Raw genomic sequence first — 15,956 nt, 5'->3', positions numbered from 1 at the left:
AGACCGGTTTGTATGTCGCTCTTCAGGTTAGTGTAAATTAGAATAAAAAGGTCATTCTAATAACTTCTAGGTTGCTTTGTGCTCTTCAACCCATCATTACAGCAAGCCCGTCTGGAGCGCCGGTATAAGCGTTTTCTGGCAGACATCACTCTCCCCGATGGCTCAACTACCACCATACACTGTCCGAATACAGGATCAATGAAAAACTGCCAACCGGACGGTACCCGGGTTTGGTATTCGGACTCTAACAACCCCAAGCGTAAGCTTCCTTTGACCTGGGAGTTGGTGGAGATACCTGTAACTTACGGTGAAACCGAAATAAAAACTTTGGCATGTATCAATACAGGCAGAGCCAACAAGGTTGTTCAGGAGGCGGTTGAGAATAATGTGATACCAGCGTTGTCTGGTTATACCGAAGTTCGAAAAGAAGTGAAGTATGGTTCGGAAAACAGCCGGATTGATTTGCTGCTGACTGCAGAGAATCGTCAAGATTGTTATATCGAAGTGAAAAGTGTCACTTTGGCAACCGGCGATGGATATGGTGAGTTTCCAGATGCTGTCACTGAACGCGGTCGAAAGCACCTTCGTGAGCTTGTGAGTATGGTGAAAGAGGGGCATCGTGCAGTGTTGCTTTTTTGTGTGCAGCACACAGGTATAGAAACAGTCAGCCCTGCGGAATCTATTGATCCGGCATATGGAAAAGCTCTGCGCGAAGCGATCGAAGAGGGTGTCGAGGTGCTGGTTTGGGGAAGCACGATCACTCCGGAAGAAATCGTGCTGAACAGGGAGCTTACTTTGTCGATTTAATCGAACAAATAGATGGTGTTGTCTTTGATCTCGTGGGGGACTGGTGTCAATGAGTCTCCCACGCAAGGACCTGAAAGGCACTCGCCATCTTCAATACGGAACAAAGCCCCATGCATGCAGCATTGAATTAACCTATCTTCCTTGTCAAGAAACCTGTCAGGTTCCCATTCCAGATTAACTCCAAGATGAGGACAGTTGTTGGCATAAACAAAAATCTGCCCATCATAGCGAACCACGAAAACAGGTCCTTTGGGGGAGTGATCAAAACCTTTGCTGCCTGGTTCGGAGATGCCATCAATTGCACACAGCTTATGCATTCATCATTCCCTGCTTGTTTTGATGTGGATTATAACGACAGGAAGGTATGAAATCAGAAGTATGTGATTGAATTTATGGCAGTGCTATTTCCTGCTCATTGATGTTTGATAACAGAAAATCTGTCAAAGTGTGGTTCTAAGGCTGGCCTACACTTTACCAAGGATGATAATTGGCAGGAGCCAATAAAATGTTTTCCCGCATACCTAAAATAATTGCCCTGGTGATTTTTATTGGAGTGTTTCTAACCGGGTGCGCAGAGCAAATGAAGGCCAGATTTCTGGAGAAACAGAAACCGGTACTGTCTCTTGAAGACCTCTCATCAAAACTGCAGACGGCTGATTATGTTGTCTTGGGAGAGGCCCACGATAATCCTATTCACCATGACTTACAGTTGGCAGTGCTGCAAAGCCTTCATGACAAAGGCTGGCTTAAGCAGATTACCATGGAAATGATGATTCCTTCCCAGCAGGCAGCTGCAGATGAGATGGCTGCAAAAGGAATTACTAATCCCGATAAAATCTATGAGCTGCTGGAATGGAATGACGGCTGGGACTGGGCCTTCTATGGACCGATTGTTATCTGGGCTGTATCGGAAGGAATCCCCTTAAGGGCAGGGAATCTCAGCAGAGATGAATTGAAGATCATTCGAGCACAACCCGTTCGCATTGGCGAAGTCATGTTGGGCAAAGGTGGCTTGAATATTCATCGTGAACGTTTAAGAAGCGCACATTGCGGAAACATAAGTAAAGCCATGGAGGAGCGCATGCTGCGGGTTCAGGTCGCCCGGGACGCCAGAATGGCGAACAGCATGATGGCCATACCTACAGGCTCTGCCTTGCTGGCTGGTAACTGGCATGCCCGCAAGGATATTGGTGTTCCCAAGTATCTGGAATCTCTAAAACCGGAAGCTGTTGTTATAGCTGTTGGCTTTCTGGAGCAGCCAGCCATGGCTGATCTGGGCTCGGCGGAGTTTTTTGATATTGCCTGGGACACTCCCGGAATCCAGCGTCAGGGTTACAGCGATCTGTGTAAGCCTAAATCAGTCAAATAGCCTTATTTCTTTCACCATAAAAAGGGTTCGTAACACATCTGTTTGAACCCTTTTTTCCATGATCAGTCCAAATCCATCTATTTACTACAGATTTGCCATACTTTGGCAAAACGATAATCAAAGACTGGAGGTATCCGGGCACATGGATTTGATAGGTCTGTTGTCTGAGTTGACGTTATGGCAGTGGGTTGGGATTACCATGGCGGTTGTAGTTTGGCTGGGGCTGACCTGGTGGCTGGGGGATCTCTCCGAACGTAAAGGCGGAGACCGCGAATCAGGAGCACTTGTCGGTTTCTTTGTACCAGGGCTGGTAGCTCTTGTTATTTGGTGGTTTCTGCGCTGAATAAAAGAATCCCCGGTAAAAAGCCGGGGATGAATGCCGTGAATTGCCTGATGAGAAAATGTTTACCGTCTTGGGTTGGGAAAGATTCCCGATTGGGCAAGTGGTAAACATCGGTTGGTAGTCAGCCAACCGATGCGAATGATAATTGTTCTTATTTGTATTTGCAAGTCGAAAATTGAATATTTTTAGATTTATTTGGTTTGGGCTCTCTGAGATCTACAGAGGAGCTTCTGCCTCGGCAAGCAGTTTGGCCTTGTGATCCGGATCCAGATCACTCCAGTGAATATCCAGCAGTGCTCCTTCCAGGGCATAAAGAAGAACTTTTGAAACCCTGAAACCCCGTGCCTTCACCTTGCGGTAAGCTTCGACAGCGCCCACGGACTTCAGTTGCTCAGGGGACTGAATCCCCACAGCATTAAGCCATTGGACAGATGTTTTGCCGAGATTCTTTAATTCGATCAGCTCCATCAAGGCAAATCCTTTTGCATACAGATAGAACAGTTAGTCATTATCAACACATTAATGATAGACGAAAAATATAAACAGATTATCCGGATTTTGATTTTCTAATGGATTCCAGCAGCCAGGGAAGAACCATATAATCCGCGTATGGCAAAGAAAACAACCCGAAAACCTGTGAGTAAAACCAAAACCGCTCAGGGAAAGAAAAGACGTCGCTCACCCAAAAAAGCAGGGGTTCGCGCTCTTTTACCATCCGGAAAGCTGTTACTCAAATTGTGTTTCTGTGGTTTGGTGGTTCTTGCTGCATGGATGATTTATCTGGACAGCGTTATCACCACCACATTTGATGGAAAAAAATGGGCAATACCCGCCAAGGTTTATGCACGCCCGGTTGAGCTCTATGAAGGATTGGTTTTCGCCCCTGATACTTTGCAGGCTCAGCTTCGCAGGCAAGGCTACCAACCGGTTGAAAGGATCAGCCGCCCGGGCACCTTCTCCAGATCTGGAAATACCTTTGAAATATTCACCCGCAGTTTCCAGTTCCCTGATGGACCTCAAAAATCCCGCAAGATTAGAGCTGCCTTTAAAGGAAGAGAATTAACAAACCTGACCACTATCTCAGGGCGGGAAGTTGCTGTTACCCGCCTTGAGCCTCAGATTATGGGGGGGATATACCCTGCCAGCTATGAGGATCGTGTACTGGTCCGACTAAAAGACGTTCCGAAACCATTAGTGAAAGGACTTGTAGCTGTAGAGGATCGTGATTTCTATCGTCACTGGGGAATTTCGTTGAAAGGAATCGCCCGTGCCATGGTTGTGAATATCAAGGCCGGAGGGATTGTTCAGGGAGGAAGTACTCTGACCCAGCAGCTGGTCAAAAACTTTTATCTGAACAATAAACGCACCTTTTCGAGAAAAATTGAAGAAGCACTGATGTCCCTGCTTCTGGAACTGCATTACAGCAAGGAAGATATCCTGGAAACCTACATGAACGAGGTCTATCTGGGGCAGCAGGGGCAGCGTTCAGTTCATGGTTTTGCGCTTGCCAGTCAGTTCTATTTTGCCCGGCCATTACAGGAGCTTGATCTCTCCCGGCAGGCGCTGTTGGTAGCCATTGTTAAAGGTCCATCCTATTACAACCCAAGACGTTATCCAGAGAGGACCAAAGAACGCCGTGACCTGGTTCTGGATATGATGGCGGAAAATGGTATTGCTCCCCAGGCAGAAGTGAACAGGGCAAAGCGTCGTGGGTTGGGAGTTGTTTCAAAAGAGAGGCTGCAGGCTAATGCCTTTCCTGCATATATAGACTTGGTGAAACGCCAGCTGCGATCTGACTACAGGGAAGCGGATTTAACCAGCGAAGGTCTGCGCATCTTCACCAGCATGGATCCTATTATCCAGCAGCAGGCACAAGCAAGTCTGGAAAACACCACCAGAAAACTGGATAGCGGTAAAGACACCGGGCTTGAAGCTGCGATGGTGGTGACTGATGCCAGAACAGGTGATGTTCAGGCCATTGTGGGAGGACGTGATGCTGGTTTTGCAGGCTTTAACCGGGCACTGGATGCAAGTCGTCCCATTGGTTCGTTAGTGAAGCCCGCTGTGTATATGACAGCCTTGGAGAATCCCTCCCGTTATACGCTGACAACTCTTATTGAAGACAGCTCGATTACGCTGACAGAGCGCAATGGCAGGGAGTGGTCTCCGCAAAACTATGACAAGAAATCCCATGGAAAAGTCCCGCTTTATATGGCTTTGGCCAAATCCTATAATCAGGCAACTGCACACTTGGGAATGGATGCTGGGTTGCCTTCTGTTGTCAGCACGTTGAAATCAATGGGAATGACCCGCTCAATTATTCCCTATCCATCGTTGTTGCTGGGAGCCCTGGACTTAAGCCCCGTCGAAGTTGCAGCCATGTATCAAACACTGGCTTCCGGAGGTTTTCGAATGCCTCTGCGAGCGATTGATACAGTGCAGGATGCTTATGGTCAGCCTCTGCGGCACTACAGTCTGTCTGTCGAAAAGGCGTTTCCAGAAGACCAGATTGCTCTGATTGACTTTGCCCTGCAGAAAACCATGCGGCAAGGGACAGGTGCCTCTGCTTATAAAACCCTGCCTTCATCTATTCGTGTTGCTGGAAAAACAGGAACAACGGATGATCGGCGTGACAGCTGGTTTGCCGGTTATTCGCGCGATACGCTGGCGGTAGTCTGGATGGGAAATGATGACAACAGCCCAACTCGCTTCAGTGGAAGTACGGGAGCCTTACGCGTCTGGACCGACTTTATGAAAAAACGACCATTGCAGTCTTTAAGGGTGCCCCAGACCGAGAATATTGTTTTTTACAGTATTGACAGGAAAACAGGGCTTCTTGGGGGCGATGGTTGCACAGATGTTTCCTCTATTCCTTTTATAAAAGGTTCAGAACCAGTCCAAACAGCGCCCTGTGTGAAGCAACCTTCATCCAAAGGTGTCGTCGACTGGTTTAAGGCCCTCTGGGACTGATCTGGTTTGCCCTGATGTTTAAACCGAGAGAGTTAACCGGCAGGTATATTCGGCTGGAGGCTATTGCTGAGGATCATCTGCCTGGTTTACAAACCGCAATATCTGATGGAGATATCTGGCAGTCCGATGTAGTAACTCTTCCTCCTCCTGAACTGATGGGGGATTTCGTCACAACAGCCAGTAGTGCCTTTGAGAACACCTCCGAGCTTGTTTACGCCATAGTTGATCTATCAACCCAGCGAGTTGCAGGAGCGACGGCTTATACCCAGGCCAGCTTCTTTGATGAAAGAGTTGAAATAGGTCCAACATTTATTGGCAAAAGCTGGTGGGGTTCCATGATCAATAAGGAATCCAAATACCTGCTTATGAAGCATGCCTTTGAGTCCTGGGACTTGAATCGGGTTGAGATGCAGGTTGATGCGCTGAATCATCGTTCACGTAAAGCTGTACTTAGCCTTGGAGCAAAAGAGGAAGGTATCCTCCGAAACCACATGGTCATGCCGAGTGGTAGAGTTAGAGATACAGTCATCTATAGCATTTTAAATAGTGAATGGCTGGATATTAAACGGCATTTGCAGTCTTTGCTGTATTGATATGATTTGCCCGACAGCCCCTGTTAACATGGCCGAATGAAAGCATACACCAGTGTTATAAAGCCCCTGCTAATCGGCTTGTTCCTGCTTCAGCTATCAGGTTGCACCGGACTTGCACCAGTGTCTGGTCAGGTTGGAGCTTCCTATAGTTATTCACAACTGGAATCCCTTACAGCGGATAATCGGCCGGTCGCAGTTCAGCAACTTATCTTCAAAGGGCGCACAGCCTGGCAGGAAGGCAAGTTTGATGCGGGGCTGGTTGCACTTGATCGGGCTCTTCGCATAAGTCCTGATGATGCACTGATTTATTACTATCTTGCTTCAATTCGTAAGGAACAGGGAGCCCTGAAATTGTCAGCTTCTCTGGCAAAAAGGGGGCTGTCGATGGGCTATAACCCTGTGCTCCGGCAACAGCTGCAGGCCTTGCTGGCATCGTCTTCTTGAGGTCTTGGAAAAACCAAGTTATCGTCCCGCGCTTTTATTTGGAGACTTCTCCCTTGAGTGAGCCAGTAAGCGAAACAGTATCAGCACTTCTTCTGGAACTGGAGACTTCACTTAAAGAGCTTGGTCTTTGGTCAGGCATGCCTCCTTCTGTAGAAGCCATGTCCAGTCAGCTACCCTTTTGTGTTGATAAAATGGACTTCACTGAATGGTTGCAGTGGATTTATCTTCCGCGCATGCGCGCCATTATTGATCATGGATCTGATCTGCCGGTTGGCAGCAGTATTCATCCATATGCAGAAGAAGCTCTGAAAGGAATGGGAGAACGGATTACTCCTTTATTGAAAATTGTTGCCCGTCTTGATGAAGCCATGAGCTAAATAAGCGAAAGCTGCCGGATAACCTAGACTAGTCACCTCTCATATGATGCCGGTTATCCGGAGGTTTGTGATGCGGGTGTTTTATCGCTTCCGTTATGTCTGTCTATTGTCGTGTGCACTGTTCCTTGCGGCCTGTGCTTTAGAGCCGCCGAGGCATCAAGGGTTAGCAACCTGTGATGGTAAACCCCATAAACTGACACTTCTCCATACCAACGATAACCATGGGCATTTTTGGAGGAACTCCAAGGGTGAGGGTGGTATGGCCGCCCGAAAAACCCTGATAGATCAGATACGAAAAGAAGTTGAAGCTGAAGGTGGAAGCGTTCTGGTCTTGTCTGGTGGTGATATTAACACCGGTGTACCAACGTCAGATATGTTGGATGCCCTACCCGATATTCAGGGGATGAATCTGATTGGTTACAACGCTTCTGCGGTAGGTAACCATGAGTTTGATAACCCATTGCCTGTGCTTATGCAGCAGGCCAAGTGGGCTAACTTCCCTTTCCTTGCTGCCAATATCTACGTGAAGAAGACCGGTAAGCGACTGTTCCAACCTTACGTCATTTTGAAGTCGGGCGATTTAAAAATTGCGGTTATTGGCCTGACAACCCTTGATACCGTAACCACCTCAAATCCAGAAGTTGTAAAAGACTTCGATTTCAAAGATCCGGTTAAGGAAGCCAAAGCACTGGTTCCAGAGCTTAAGCGTAAAGCAGATATTATTATTGCCGCTACACACCTGGGCTGGTATTTCAGAGGCCAGCATGGAGTGAATTCTCCAGGAGACTATCGTCTGGCCAATGAGGTTGATGGCATTGATATTATTGCTGGCGGCCACTCCCAGGATCCTTTATTCAGACCCGACGTTAAAAACTCCACCTATATCATGCAGGCTTTTGAGTGGGGCAAATATGTTGGCCGGGCCGACTTTATCTACAAGGATGGCATTCTCAAGCTGACCGAGTACCGCTTGCTTCCAGTGAACCTGAAAAAGAAAATTTATCGGGATGGCAAGAAAACCTATGTCTACATAGATAAGAAGATTCCTGAAGATAAAGCCATGCTGGAGCTTCTGGAACCTTACCAGAAGAAAGGTGAAGCCAGTTTAAGTGTACAGGTCGGCTCAACGGATGGGCGTCTTCCCGGGGAGCGCGCTGAAGTGCGTTTCCATGAAACAGCTTTAGGGCGACTGATTGCAACAGCTCAGAAAGAAAGAGCCAAGGCTGACTTTGCTGTTATCAACAGTGGTGGTATTCGTACAAGTATTGCCGAAGGTCCAATTACTTATCGGGATGTGCTGAAGGTTCAGCCATTTGGTAACCAGGTGGCCTATTGGGAAGCGACCGGTAAGGACATCAAGAACTACCTGCAGGTTGTCGGCAGTATGCCTCCAGATAGCGGAGCTTTCGCACACTTTGTTGGGGTCGAAATGGTTGTTGAGGACGGTATGCTGAAGCGGCTGCATATCAACGGGAAGAAAGTCGATAACAACAAGACTTACCGAATGGCAGTAAATAGCTTCTCAGCCGCTGGTGGTGATGCGTATCCCAAAATTGATGATAAGCCCGGGTTTGTAAATCTCGGCTTTATTGATGCGGAAGTTCTCAAGGAATACATCCAGAAGAATTCTCCAATACGGGTAGCTAAGTTCAAACCTCGTGGTGAAGTTCAGCGCAACTGAAAACGCGGGTGAAATAAAAAAGGTGGGCCATCAAGCCCACCTTTTGCTCTGAGAATGGTAAGGGCTAATTGCAGTTGGCTTTGATTGCATCATCTGCAATTTCAAGTTGCTTGAGCTTCTCATTATGGGAGAGCATTTTGCTGGAGCCATCAGCATGGCGCATACGAATACGATGCTTATTGAGCAGGTATTCTTTGTTCTTTCTGGCCTGCTGACAGGCTTTTTCCTTTTCCTTCTGCAGGCGGTTCAGCTGCTCGCTGTACTTATCTTCTACGGATAGCTCTTTTTCTGACTTTGTGGGAGGTTCACCTTCGCCAGTTTCCTGATCGATATAAGTGGATTCAATCTCGCTGCCCTCCACTTCCTCATACTCAGAATCCTCGGGAGGAGGTGTCCTGGTGAAGTGAGGGTTGCCGTTTTTATCGATCCAGCGATAAATAGAATCAGCGCTGGCAACACTTCCCCAGGAAATGAGCAAAATCGCTGACAGGCGTGTTATGAGCTTTTTGCAGTCCATAGGCTCTAGTTATTGTCATATTTATTGTCATGAAAATACTATTTCCATCAGTGACTGATGAGAAAAGAGGTACTTATCAATTCATGACGGTTCTGTGTTAACAAATACCTTACCTACTTATTAAAGCAGCTTGACAGAATCAGGCTATTGACTCGCTGGAATTCACAGTCAACAATTGCTACAGGTCAGGAGTTGTCAGGTATTTCTGGAGCTCTGGACCATGCATTTACTCTGTAGCCGGGAAAAAATATCCTCCTTACCCGGTGCCGTTCCGTATGGCAGGATCTGTCCCGGAATGCTGGGGTCTCAATTAAAAGGCCTTCATAACGAGAAAAATGAAAACTAAATCATAAACCAAGGCTTTGGGTTGCTGGTTTGGGGTTCTGACGTTGATATTCTCGCAAATAGCGTAAGAATCGTAAGACCTGCCTGCCAGGTAACCCGTTGGATAGATAACAACAATCTACAGCTCTAAGGCATCAAGTGCCTTGGCAGTGGTCACAACAATGGTGATTCCGTGACTGAGGGTAAGCAAGTCGAACTTCTGTCCGGAGCGGACATGGTAGTAAGGGCTCTCGCTGATGAGGGCGTTGAGTATATTTACGGGTATCCGGGCGGCGCGCTGCTGCACGTGTACGATGCCATTTTTCGCCAGGACAAGATTACACATGTTCTCGTAAGACACGAGCAGGCTGCAGCCCATATGGCTGACGGTTATGCGCGCGCTTCAGGTAAACCTGGTGTGGCGCTGGTCACTTCCGGCCCGGGAGCGACCAACACCATTACCGGTATTGCCACCGCCTACATGGATTCCATTCCCATGGTGGTGCTGTCTGGTCAGGTACCTTCCGACTTTATCGGGACAGACATGTTCCAGGAAACCGATATGGTGGGTATTTCCCGCCCAATTGTGAAACACAGTTTCCTGGTCAAGCGTGCTGAAGATATTCCAGAAGTTCTACGCAAGGCCTTTTATATTGCCCAGACCGGTCGTCCCGGTCCTGTTGTGGTAGATCTGCCGAAAGATATCACGGATATCAACAAGAAATTCCCATACGAATATCCCAACAAGGTCAAAATCCGTTCCTATAACCCACCGGTGAAAGGGCACAGTGGCCAGATTCGCAAAGCCGTCGACCTGCTGCTGAAAGCCCGCCGCCCCATAATTTATGCTGGTGGTGGTGTGATCATGGGCCAGGGTTCTGAAGCCCTGACTGAACTGGCCCATCTGAGTGGTGCTCCAGTGACCAATACCCTGATGGGGCTTGGCTCTTTCCCCGGAACAGATAAACAGTTCGTTGGTATGCTGGGAATGCACGGCAGCTATACAGCTAATCTGGCTATGCACCATAGTGATCTGGTTCTGGCCATTGGTGCCCGTTTTGATGACCGGGTTACCAACAGTACCAGCAAATTCTGTCCAACAGCCAAGATCGTTCATGTAGATATCGACCCAGCCAGCATCGCCAAGACGGTTCCGGTTGATATTCCGATTGTTGGTCCTGTGGACAGTGTCCTGAAAGAGATGATTACCAGTGTAAAACAGGCTGGCGATATTCAGGATCAGACAGCGATGGAGAGCTGGTGGAAGCAGATCAATGAATGGCGTTCTGGGCGCGGCGGTGGCCTGTTCCCCTACGATCCTGGTGATGGAGTCATCATTAAGCCTCAGCAGGTTATTCAGACACTGTATGAAGTGACCAAAAATGATGACGCTTATATCACTACGGATGTTGGCCAGCACCAGATGTTTACTGCCCAGTACTATCCGTTTGATAAGCCGAATCGCTGGATCAGCTCCGGCGGTCTGGGAACCATGGGATTTGGTTTCCCGGCAGCCATGGGCGTTAAAATGAATTACCCTGATGCGACTGTTGCCTGTGTAACAGGTGAAGGCAGTATCCAGATGAATATTCAGGAACTGTCGACCTGCAAGCAGTATGACCTTGGGGTGAAGCTGATCAATGTGAATAACCGTGCCCTGGGTATGGTTCGCCAGTGGCAGGATATGCAGTACGACAGCCGCTACTCCCACTCCTATATGGAATCACTGCCGGACTTCAAGAAGCTGGTGGAATCCTATGGTCATGTGGGCATGTCTGTCACCGAATTGAAGGATCTGCGTCCGGCGATGGAAGAGGCTTTCGCCCTGAAGGATCGCCTGGTATTCCTTGATGTATCGGTAGACTCCAGTGAGCACGTATACCCCATGCAGATCAAAGATGGGGCAATGCGTGATATGTGGCTGAGTAAAACGGAGCGTACCTGATGCGACGGATAATTTCTGTACTGGTAGAAAACGAGCCGGGTGCACTGTCGCGAATTGTCGGACTGTTTGCCCAGCGAAACTACAACATTGAGTCCCTGACTGTAGCTCCAACCGAAGACAAGACTCTGTCTCGTCTGACGGTTGTCACAGACGGAAAACCTGAAACCATTGAGCAGATTACCAAGCAGCTCAATAAGCTGATTGATGTAGTGAAGCTGGTCGACCTGACCGAAGGCACCCATGTTGAACGCGAGCTTATGCTGATCAAGGTAAAAGCTGGTGGCGCTATGCGGGCAGAAGTTAAACGCTGCGCGGATATCTTCCGTGGCCAGATAGTTGACGTGACACACAACGTGTACACCATTCAGCTGGCTGGTACTGGTGAAAAGCTTGATGCTTTTATCGGTGCGATTGGTGAGGCTGCAATTCTTGAAGTGGCCCGCAGTGGTGTCACAGGCATTGCGCGTGGTGAGAAGGTATTGAGTCTGTAGCCCTTCTCTGATTCATAAAAAACCTGCCATCTGGCAGGTTTTTTATTGGGTGTCGTTACGCTGATTTGGTCAGGTAACGCTGAATACGGTTCAGCAAAACACCATACAAAGGCAGGAAGAGCAGCATGCTGATAACAAGCTTCCAGCCATAGTCGACCAGGGCGAACTCGGTCCAGTGTTCAGCCATAAAGGGGTCGCTGGATCCATGGAACGCAATGCCAAAGAAGCTGATGGTGTCCACAAGGTTGCCAAAGATCGTTGAGGCAGCCGGAGCAACCCACCATGCTGACAGCTGGCGCAGCTTATTGAAAACAGTGATATCCATCAGCTGGCCAATGATATAAGCCAGGAAGCTGGCCAGAGCAATGCGGGCAACAAATGGGTTGAACTCACTCAGTCCATTGCTCTGGAACTGTCCGTCACTAAACAGCACAGATACCATGTAAGAGACCACGATAGCCGGGAACATGGCACGGAAAATAATAGCTTGTGCAGGCTGACGACCAAACAGACGAACGGTCAGGTCAGTTGCCAGGAAAATAAACGGGAATGTAAATGCGCCCCAGGTGGTATGCATTCCAAAAACCTGGAAGGGAATCTGAACCAGATAGTTACTGGATGCGATAGTCAGAATATGGAACAGGCTCAGAATCAGAATCAGCCGGTCAGGCTTTTGCATCAGGGCGGGCTGGGAGATATTTATAGAGAGGGAGTCGGACACTTTTTCCTATTACCTTTTTCGTTTCGAGGTGAGGGAACTCGGAGGCGGAGATTCTACTGTCCGCGCAAGAATAATCCAGTGTTATTCACCGCTAATATTTATTTGCTCCCAAAGCGCGCGTAAAACGGGATTTTTTAATTTCTTTTCCTGCGCACAGATGCCGACATCGTAGGCTTTTAAGCTATCTGATACTTTCAATATATGTATGCGCGAAGCCAGGGGGCTGTTATCCAGAACAATCTTTGGAACAACGCCTATCCCGAAACCAAGGCTGACCATGCTCACGATAGCTTCGTTTCCGGCCACCTGGGCATAAATTCTCGGTTTAATTTCTTTCCTGACAAACCATTTATTAACGCGCTTCCGGGCAATGCCCTGTTCCGACAAAATCATAGGCGTCTGGCTCCATTCTTCATCAGAAGCAGGAATATCAAAGCCTGTTTTGGGCGCTATGAAAACCAGAGGGGAAACTGCAATTTTCCGGAAAGCGAGATTAGCAGGGAGTTTGTCAGGGTGAGCGGCAATAGCGATATCCTCAGCCCCTGAAAGTACATGCCCAATAGCCTGATCCGGGTCTCCGGTATGGAGTTTGATTTCGACAAGTGGATATTGCTGACGAAAGTTATGAAGAATGTCGTAAAGGAAGCTGTAGCTGGCGGTGACTGAACAATATACGCTTAACTCTCCTTTTAATTCCTGAGAGTCAGAAATCAGGGCATGGTTAATGGCTTCCCACTGTGAGAGTGCTTCACGTACGTAGCTTTGAAACCTTTTTCCTTCACGGGTCAGTGAAACCTGACGATTATCCCGCTCAAAAAGCATAACCCCGAGAGATTCTTCCAGACTTTTGATGGCTCTGCTCAGGGTTGGGGGGCTTATATGGCAGACTTCGCTGGCCCGACCAAAGTGCAGGGTATCTGCCAGGGTTAGAAATTGTTTCAGCGTCCGAAAGTCCATATTCACTCAGTTGTAGCTAATGACATATCTATATTTCGTTTTGTGAAATATTATTTTTCAAATATATCATTTTACGAAATATATCTGTATCGCTATGGTTGGCTCTGAAAAAGCAGTTAGCAGCAAATAACAAGCATTAAAGTGGTTCAGGAGTCAGTTATGAGTCAGCCAATGAAAGTTTATTACGATAAGGATTGTGACCTCTCCATCATTCAGGGCAAAAAGGTTTCCATCATTGGCTATGGTTCTCAAGGCCACGCCCATGCCAACAACCTCAAGAATTCCGGTGTCAGCGTAACAGTTGGCCTGCGTCCGGGTTCTTCTTCCGCAGCAAAGGCTCAAGCAGCTGGCCTTACGGTTAAGAGTGTGCCTGAAGCCGTTGCCGGTGCCGATGTGGTGATGGTTCTGACTCCAGACGAATTCCAGTCCCAGCTTTATAAAAGCGATATTGAGCCCAATCTGAAACAGGGCGCTACCCTGGCTTTTGCTCATGGTTTTGCCATTCACTATAACCAGGTTGTTCCCCGCTCTGATCTTGATGTGATCATGATTGCTCCTAAGGCTCCGGGTCATACCGTACGCTCAGAGTTTGTAAAGGGTGGTGGTATCCCGGATCTGGTCGCTGTATTCCAGAATGCTTCAGGTAATGCCCTGCAGGCAGCACTTTCCTATGCCTGCGGTGTGGGTGGTGGTCGTACAGGTATTATTGAAACGACCTTCAAAGATGAGACTGAAACCGACCTCTTCGGTGAACAGGCTGTTCTCTGTGGTGGTTGTGTTGAGCTTGTTAAGGCCGGTTTCGAGACTCTGACGGAAGCTGGTTATGCTCCCGAGATGGCATATTTCGAATGTCTCCATGAGCTGAAGCTTATCGTTGACCTGATGTATGAAGGCGGTATTGCAAACATGAACTACTCCATCTCCAATAATGCGGAGTATGGTGAGTATGTAACCGGCCCCAAAGTTATCAACGATGAATCCCGTAAGGCGATGCGCCAGGCCCTGAAAGATATTCAGGATGGTGAATATGCCAAGAAGTTCATCACTGAAGGTGCAACGAATTACCCATCCATGACGGCTTACCGCCGTAATAATGCTGCTCATCAGATTGAGCAGGTTGGTGCACGTCTGAGGGAAATGATGCCTTGGATTACAGCTAACAAACTGGTAGACAAAGAAAAGAACTAACCAGAATTTTTGTATGATGACAGGGCGCTTCGGCGCCCTTCTTTTATAATGGAATGCGGCAACTTGGACAGGATCTGTTCGTGGTAAAATAAGTTTCTCCAAAAGGCGCAAAAGCGGTTAATAAAAATGGATGAGCAATCGGATGGAAAAGACTCGCTGGGTGTAGATGGTTTACTGCCAGTTGATGAACATGTTGAAGAAGTCGCAGAAGGGGATAAGAAGGTTCATAGGAAAGGTGTGTACCTGCTCCCCAATCTTTTGACGACGGGATCTCTTTTTTGTGGCTTCTACGCCATAGTCAGCGTGATGGCCGCAGAACCAAATTACAATGCGGCTGCTATAGCAATATTTGTTGCAATGATTCTCGATGGGCTGGATGGTCGCGTAGCCCGCCTTATAAATGCTCAAAGTAAGTTTGGTGCCGAATACGACAGTCTTTCCGATATGGTGTCTTTCGGGGTTGCACCCGCACTGGTTTCATTCAGCTGGGCACTTAATGAGCTGGGAAAAGTGGGCTGGATGATTGCCTTTATTTATGCAGCTTGTGCTGCACTCAGGCTTGCCCGGTTTAATACCCAGATTGAGACAGCGGATAAACGTTACTTTACTGGCTTGAACAGTCCATCTGCTGCGGCGCTGGTTGCTGGAATGGTTTGGTCGTTCAGTGATTTTGGTGTTGATGGTTCCACAATAGCTGTTGCTCTTCTTGCTGCTCTTATAACAGGACTGGCAGGAGTCCTAATGGTCAGCAACTTCCGGTATCACAGCTTTAAACAGCTAGACCTGCGTGGTCGGGTACCCTTTATCTTTATCATCATTGTGGTGCTTATTTTTGCAGTGGTCTTTACTGATCCGCCAAGAGTTTTACTCATTGTCTTCCTTATATATGCCTGCTCTGGTCCTGTCATGAGTATTGTCAGGGTTGGAGGAACGACAAGCATTGAAGAACCCGAAGAGAATAATCATTAATATTCTCTGTGTTACCTAAAGGCACGGCATCTTGTCGCGCCTTTTTGATGCAGGACTGCATGGTTATAGTTTGTTTAGCAGCTATACTACGCTGCTTGCTTTGACAGGTATTACTTTCATGTTTGGCTCTAAACGCTTTTTGTTGCTTGTTTGGATCGGCTTCTGGTGTGATAAATGAGTCACAAAATTTGAATAATATAATTGACAGGTTTAATCAAAGCTGTAGAATGCGCTCCTCGTTGTCACCGGCAAACGCCAAC

Annotated in this window: 17 protein-coding genes; 12 read left to right on the top strand and 5 right to left on the bottom strand. The window is 47.9% G+C overall.

The annotated features are described in order from the left end of the window. Positions 1-78 precede the first annotated feature (78 nt). Positions 79-807, top strand: coding sequence for a DNA/RNA nuclease SfsA (gene sfsA, locus M3P05_RS17730; protein WP_249701407.1), 729 nt, complete (start codon positions 79-81; stop codon positions 805-807). On the opposite strand, the gene M3P05_RS17725 is transcribed toward sfsA, so the two are convergent. Further along, entirely contained in the window at positions 804-1,124 is a 321-nt protein-coding gene (locus M3P05_RS17725; protein WP_249701406.1) for a Rieske (2Fe-2S) protein, read from the bottom strand. The genes sfsA and M3P05_RS17725 overlap by 4 nt on opposite strands. 263 nt (positions 1,125-1,387) lie before the next feature. On the opposite strand from M3P05_RS17725, the gene M3P05_RS17720 reads away from it, so the two are divergent. Further along, the gene (locus M3P05_RS17720; RefSeq protein ID WP_249701405.1) at positions 1,388-2,176 is read left to right on the top strand and encodes a ChaN family lipoprotein; all 789 of its coding nucleotides are present in this window, start codon (positions 1,388-1,390) and stop codon (positions 2,174-2,176) included. Between the two features lie 142 nt (positions 2,177-2,318). Then, positions 2,319-2,519, top strand: a complete 201-nt coding sequence (locus M3P05_RS17715) for a hypothetical protein (protein ID WP_249701404.1) — start codon at positions 2,319-2,321, stop codon at positions 2,517-2,519. A gap of 216 nt (positions 2,520-2,735) precedes the next feature. On the opposite strand, the gene M3P05_RS17710 is transcribed toward M3P05_RS17715, so the two are convergent. Then, a complete protein-coding gene (locus tag M3P05_RS17710; protein WP_249701403.1) occupies positions 2,736-2,987 on the bottom strand; it encodes a TfoX/Sxy family protein in 252 nt (83 codons plus the stop codon). 168 nt (positions 2,988-3,155) lie between these two features. On the opposite strand from M3P05_RS17710, the gene mrcB reads away from it, so the two are divergent. From mrcB to ushA, 5 genes are all read left to right on the top strand, one after another. Continuing rightward, on the top strand, positions 3,156-5,489 hold the full coding sequence (gene mrcB / locus M3P05_RS17705; protein WP_249701402.1) for a penicillin-binding protein 1B: 2,334 nt from the start codon (positions 3,156-3,158) through the stop codon (positions 5,487-5,489). A 14-nt stretch (positions 5,490-5,503) separates the two neighbouring features. Next, a complete protein-coding gene (locus tag M3P05_RS17700) occupies positions 5,504-6,082 on the top strand; it encodes a GNAT family N-acetyltransferase (protein WP_249701401.1) in 579 nt (192 codons plus the stop codon). A 36-nt stretch (positions 6,083-6,118) separates the two neighbouring features. Further along, positions 6,119-6,526 carry a tetratricopeptide repeat protein gene (locus M3P05_RS17695; protein WP_249701400.1) on the top strand — a complete coding sequence of 136 codons (408 nt, stop codon included), beginning with the start codon at positions 6,119-6,121 and terminating at the stop codon, positions 6,524-6,526. 53 nt (positions 6,527-6,579) lie between these two features. Then, positions 6,580-6,903, top strand: coding sequence for a YqcC family protein (locus M3P05_RS17690; protein ID WP_249701399.1), 324 nt, complete (start codon positions 6,580-6,582; stop codon positions 6,901-6,903). Between the two features lie 70 nt (positions 6,904-6,973). After that, positions 6,974-8,584 (top strand): bifunctional UDP-sugar hydrolase/5'-nucleotidase UshA, encoded by a 1,611-nt coding sequence (gene ushA, locus M3P05_RS17685; protein ID WP_249701398.1) that lies wholly within the window; start codon positions 6,974-6,976, stop codon positions 8,582-8,584. Between the two features lie 64 nt (positions 8,585-8,648). Here the strand turns inward: ushA and M3P05_RS17680 are convergent, their stop codons facing one another. Beyond that, complete coding sequence (locus M3P05_RS17680; RefSeq protein WP_249701396.1) at positions 8,649-9,101, bottom strand: DUF4124 domain-containing protein; 453 nt, start codon at positions 9,099-9,101, stop codon at positions 8,649-8,651. A 517-nt stretch (positions 9,102-9,618) separates the two neighbouring features. Between M3P05_RS17680 and M3P05_RS17675 the strand changes: the two genes are divergently transcribed. Next, a complete protein-coding gene (locus M3P05_RS17675) occupies positions 9,619-11,370 on the top strand; it encodes an acetolactate synthase 3 large subunit (RefSeq protein WP_332842028.1) in 1,752 nt (583 codons plus the stop codon). Next, a complete protein-coding gene (ilvN, locus tag M3P05_RS17670) occupies positions 11,370-11,861 on the top strand; it encodes an acetolactate synthase small subunit (RefSeq protein WP_249701395.1) in 492 nt (163 codons plus the stop codon). Before M3P05_RS17675 ends, ilvN begins: the two co-directional genes overlap by 1 nt. Positions 11,862-11,916: 55 nt before the next feature. Here ilvN and M3P05_RS17665 read toward each other — a convergent pair whose 3' ends face one another. After that, positions 11,917-12,540 carry a 7-cyano-7-deazaguanine/7-aminomethyl-7-deazaguanine transporter gene (locus tag M3P05_RS17665; protein WP_249701442.1) on the bottom strand — a complete coding sequence of 208 codons (624 nt, stop codon included), beginning with the start codon at positions 12,538-12,540 and terminating at the stop codon, positions 11,917-11,919. Positions 12,541-12,663: 123 nt separating this feature from the next. Next, positions 12,664-13,539 carry an HTH-type transcriptional activator IlvY gene (gene ilvY / locus M3P05_RS17660; protein ID WP_249701394.1) on the bottom strand — a complete coding sequence of 292 codons (876 nt, stop codon included), beginning with the start codon at positions 13,537-13,539 and terminating at the stop codon, positions 12,664-12,666. Positions 13,540-13,710: 171 nt separating this feature from the next. Here ilvY and ilvC point away from each other — a divergent pair, with 171 nt between their 5' ends. Then, positions 13,711-14,727 carry a ketol-acid reductoisomerase gene (gene ilvC / locus M3P05_RS17655; RefSeq protein WP_249701440.1) on the top strand — a complete coding sequence of 339 codons (1,017 nt, stop codon included), beginning with the start codon at positions 13,711-13,713 and terminating at the stop codon, positions 14,725-14,727. Between the two features lie 126 nt (positions 14,728-14,853). Continuing rightward, positions 14,854-15,696 carry a CDP-diacylglycerol--serine O-phosphatidyltransferase gene (pssA, locus tag M3P05_RS17650; protein WP_249701393.1) on the top strand — a complete coding sequence of 281 codons (843 nt, stop codon included), beginning with the start codon at positions 14,854-14,856 and terminating at the stop codon, positions 15,694-15,696. Positions 15,697-15,956: the final 260 nt, after the last annotated feature.

The organism is Parendozoicomonas callyspongiae (genome assembly GCF_023502345.1).
In the GTDB taxonomy this organism is placed as follows: domain Bacteria; phylum Pseudomonadota; class Gammaproteobacteria; order Pseudomonadales; family Endozoicomonadaceae; genus Sansalvadorimonas; species Sansalvadorimonas callyspongiae.
Note: the sequence above shows the minus strand (reverse complement) of the source record. Positions and strands in the feature narration are given on the sequence as shown.

Coding starts and splice junctions, on each gene's coding strand:
- M3P05_RS17725 (WP_249701406.1), bottom strand. CDS start 1,124: ATGCATAAGCTGTGTGCAATTGATGGCATCTCCGAACCAGGCAGCAAA.
- M3P05_RS17720 (WP_249701405.1), top strand. CDS start 1,388: ATGAAGGCCAGATTTCTGGAGAAACAGAAACCGGTACTGTCTCTTGAA.
- M3P05_RS17715 (WP_249701404.1), top strand. CDS start 2,319: ATGGATTTGATAGGTCTGTTGTCTGAGTTGACGTTATGGCAGTGGGTT.
- M3P05_RS17710 (WP_249701403.1), bottom strand. CDS start 2,987: ATGGAGCTGATCGAATTAAAGAATCTCGGCAAAACATCTGTCCAATGG.
- M3P05_RS17700 (WP_249701401.1), top strand. CDS start 5,504: ATGTTTAAACCGAGAGAGTTAACCGGCAGGTATATTCGGCTGGAGGCT.
- M3P05_RS17695 (WP_249701400.1), top strand. CDS start 6,119: ATGAAAGCATACACCAGTGTTATAAAGCCCCTGCTAATCGGCTTGTTC.
- ushA (WP_249701398.1), top strand. CDS start 6,974: ATGCGGGTGTTTTATCGCTTCCGTTATGTCTGTCTATTGTCGTGTGCA.
- M3P05_RS17680 (WP_249701396.1), bottom strand. CDS start 9,101: ATGGACTGCAAAAAGCTCATAACACGCCTGTCAGCGATTTTGCTCATT.
- ilvN (WP_249701395.1), top strand. CDS start 11,370: ATGCGACGGATAATTTCTGTACTGGTAGAAAACGAGCCGGGTGCACTG.
- M3P05_RS17665 (WP_249701442.1), bottom strand. CDS start 12,540: ATGCAAAAGCCTGACCGGCTGATTCTGATTCTGAGCCTGTTCCATATT.
- ilvY (WP_249701394.1), bottom strand. CDS start 13,539: ATGGACTTTCGGACGCTGAAACAATTTCTAACCCTGGCAGATACCCTG.
- ilvC (WP_249701440.1), top strand. CDS start 13,711: ATGAAAGTTTATTACGATAAGGATTGTGACCTCTCCATCATTCAGGGC.
- pssA (WP_249701393.1), top strand. CDS start 14,854: ATGGATGAGCAATCGGATGGAAAAGACTCGCTGGGTGTAGATGGTTTA.